This window comes from Chitinophaga sp. (assembly GCF_036569125.1).
Classification (GTDB): Bacteria; Bacteroidota; Bacteroidia; order Chitinophagales; family Chitinophagaceae; genus Chitinophaga.
This window is the reverse complement of record NZ_DATCRF010000328.1, coordinates 1-2,953: the sequence shown is the minus strand read 5'-3', so window position 1 is coordinate 2,953 and position 2,953 is coordinate 1. Positions and strand designations below refer to the sequence as shown.

At 49.4% G+C, this 2,953-nt stretch carries 1 protein-coding gene; it reads right to left on the bottom strand.

The window, feature by feature from the left end; translation table 11 throughout:
• Window positions 1-2,953: condensation domain-containing protein (locus VIM87_RS12175; protein WP_331997256.1), on the bottom strand; the 2,953-nt coding region annotated here is incomplete at both ends.

The window sequence follows — 2,953 nt, the reverse complement described above, 5'->3', positions numbered from 1 at the left end:
GTTCCGGACCGTATAATTCAAACAGGGATAAGGCTAGCGGCTGCGGCAGCACTTCCCCGCCTATCAGCCAATAATGCACCGGCGTATCGCCGCCCGGGAAACAGCTCACTAACAGCTGTAAGAAAGAGGGCGTACCATCTGTAAGCGTTATCTGATGCCGGCGATAATATTCCCATAAACCGGTACCTGATCTTTTAACATCATCCGGCACTATATACAGGCTATGACCATTTAACAACGCCAGGAAAACCTGTTTTCCAAAGGGATCAAATACTACCGGCGCAATAGCGGCCATGCGTAAAGGGTGCTCAGTATTCAACGCTAATAAATGATCAAGGCCATTGGTCAGGTTCACCAGTGAATGATGTTCTATGAGGCTGCCTTTGGGCTGCCCGGTGGTGCCGGATGTATAGATACAGCAAGCCAGGTCGTTTGCCGTGATATTGCCTGCAGGATCTTCAGTGCCGGTTTTCAGCAGATCCAGCTCCAGGTCGGCTGCAAACACATTGCCCTCATAATCTTCCAGCTTCATTAAGTGATCGGATTGTGTAATGATCACTTTGGGAAGCGCATCGCGGAGAATGTATTGCAGGCGCTCTGCCGGATGCGCAGGATCCAGCGGCAGGTAAGCGGCGCCGGCTTTTAAAACCGCCAGGATACTCAGCACCGTATGGTCCGATTTATCCAGCAGAATGGCGATCTTATCATCTGCAGCAATGTTATAGGTTTCGCGTAAATGCGCTGCCAGCTGGTTACTTTTTGCATGCAGCTGCTGGTAGGTCCAGCTACGGCCTTCATACCACAATGCCTGTCTTTCGCCAAAAGCGGCAGCACTCTGCTGCCACCGGCTTACCAGCGTATCTTCTGCGGTGTGATCTGTCATTGCCAGTTTGGCCATGCGTGCGCCGGCCTGCAGTTTTTCCAGCTCAGCGCTGTCTGCCAGGGAAAGATCATCTATTACCTGCAATGGCTCCCGCAGGCATGACAACAGCAGCTGTTGCAGGTGTATTCCCATGTTATTGGCAAAATGCGCAGTATACAGGGCGCTGTTAAATACCAGCTTTAAAGTAATGTCGTTATCCGATTCATAAAAATCAAAGGTGAGGTCAAACCGGCTGATGTCTGTATCCAATGGGTAATCATCTACTTCAATACCCTCCATAATAAGCTCATTACCCTGCCCTCCGACATGCTGATATACCGCCATAATATCAAACAGGGCGGAACGGCTGGCATCCCGTTCCAGGTTCAGCTCATCTATCAGCAGGTCCAGCGGAAAATCTTTATGCTTATTCGCATTGGCAACTACCTTCTTTACTTTTTCCAGCAGGCTTATAAAAGTATCTGCCGGTGATACGGATGTTCTGAGCGGCAGCGTATTTACATAAAAGCCTACCTGGTTTTCCAGGTCATAATGCCCTCTTTCCGTAACGGTAGCGCCTACTACTATTTCCTGTTGTGCAGCGTAGCGGTATAACAGGATGTTAAGCGCAGCAAACAGGGTCATGAAGGTAGTGGCATCCTGCTGTTTACCCAATTCTCTAAGCTGCTGCTGAACGGCGCTGTCAATGGTAAAGAACAGTGTTTCCCCGCGGAAGGTTTGCACAGAGGGCCGTGGTTTATCTGTAGGCAGGTTCAGCACCGGTATTTCTCCGGCAAACTGCTGCAGCCAATACTGGCGGTGTTCCTGAAAAACTTCTTTCTTCGTTTGCTGCAGCTGCCAGGCGGTATAATCTTTATACTGTATGTTCAGCGGCGGCATGATCACGGGCTGGCCGTTATTACAGGCATTGTAAACATGCAGCAGCTCACGGATAATTATTTCGCTCGACCAACCATCGGAAATAATATGGTGCAGCGTAAAGCTGAATATAAATTTGTTTGTTTCCAGCTTTATAAGCTGCGCCAGTATGATAGGGCCTTTAAAAAGATCAAATCGTGTGTCCACCACTTTTTCCACCAGCTGGCGGGCCAGCTCATAACGGTTTGCTTCCCGGCTGATGTCGAGGAACTTCATGCGAAAACCGGAGGCTCCGGGGTCCAGCACTTTTTGCCGGGGTGTGCCGTCTATGGTCAGCAGCACAGTACGCAGGCTTTCATGACGGCGTATCAGCGCATCAAATGCCGTTTCCAGCGCAATAATGTTCAAATGTCCGTTCAGCACATAGGTAGTGGGAATGTTGTATACATTGCCTTCTACCAGGAAATTCAGGATCCACAATCTTTTCTGTGCAAAAGAAACGTTGTAGTGCTCCTGCTCTTCCAGGGGCTGGATCTGTTCAAACACTACTTCCTGCAGCTGCTCATCCTGCGGCAGCAGCGTATCAATATAAGCCGACAGATCTTTCACGGTATAGTAGTCGAAGAACAGCTCAAACTCAATAGTTACGCCCAGCTCTTTTTCAATCCTGTTCACGATCTGAATGCCAATGAGCGAATGGCCGCCCACTTCAAAAAAATCGTCTGTGATGCTGATGCTGTCTGACTTTAATACCTCCTGCCATATGTTCAGCATTTTGCTTTCTGTTGGCGTTAGCTGATCCGGTTTTGCAGGTACGGCCTGTAAGGGCTGCGTTGCTTTACCGGTAAGGAAGTAGGGATTGATAAATGCGCCGGGATCAAAAGGCACTATTGCTACGTTAGCACTGTTAAGCTGCAGGGTGTAATAAAATGCAGCTATACCCTCTTTTACTTTTATAGGCTGCAGGCCCAGTACAGGCATTTCCTGAATAACCGGCTCATCGCGCCCGGTATCCCAGCCAGGCCAGTTAATGGCCCGGTAATAAGTGCTGCCTGCGGCAGACCGGTATAGCGCATAGGCATCTTCAAAAGCATTGGCTACTGTATACGCTGTGCTGTACTTTTTAGGCACCAGCGCATTCAGTGAGGAGCATAATACAAAGAACTGCGGTTCCAGCTCCTGCAGCTGCTCATCCAGCAGCACAGTGCCCTG